This window comes from Actinacidiphila sp. bgisy144, from assembly GCF_057708105.1.
Map to the genome: position 1 here is coordinate 1 of NZ_JBYIRM010000121.1, position 508 is coordinate 508.

A 508-nucleotide genomic window follows, 5' to 3' on the forward strand; every position below is an offset into this window, starting at 1 on the left:
TGGTGAGGAGTTGGATGGGGGGTATTGGTTTGCGAATGTGCGGCGGATGGTGCGTTTTGAGGAGGCGGTGCGGGGCCTGCTGGGGGTGGGGTTCGGTGCGTTCGTGGAGGTGTCGCCGCATCCGGTGCTGACCGCGGCGATCACGGAGACCGCCGAGGACGCGGAGGTTGAGAACGTCCTGACCGTGGGGACGTTGACGCGTGAGGACGCGGGTGCGGCGCGGGTGCTGCGGGCGTTGGGTGAGGCGTATGTCGGCGGGCTTTCCGTGGACTGGCGCAAGGTGCTCCCGGCTGCCGAGGTCGTCGAACTGCCCACCTACGCCTTCCGGCGCCGCCGCTACTGGCTGGAGTCTTCGGCGGCGGAGGCGGCCGCCGGCGGGGACGCGGTGCCGGGGGGTGTGGAGGAGCGGTTCTGGGCTGCCGTTGAGGGCGGTGATCTGTCGGCTCTCGCCGACTCGCTGTCGGCGGAGGACCGGCGGGACCTGCTGGGGGTGCTGCCGGTTCTGGCG

General features: G+C 71.3%; 1 protein-coding gene. It reads left to right on the top strand.

The window, feature by feature from the left end:
• Positions 1–10: 10 nt before the first annotated feature.
• Positions 11–508: acyltransferase domain-containing protein (locus tag AC3EVP_RS36995; protein ID WP_435138209.1), on the top strand; the 498-nt coding region annotated here is incomplete at its 3' end.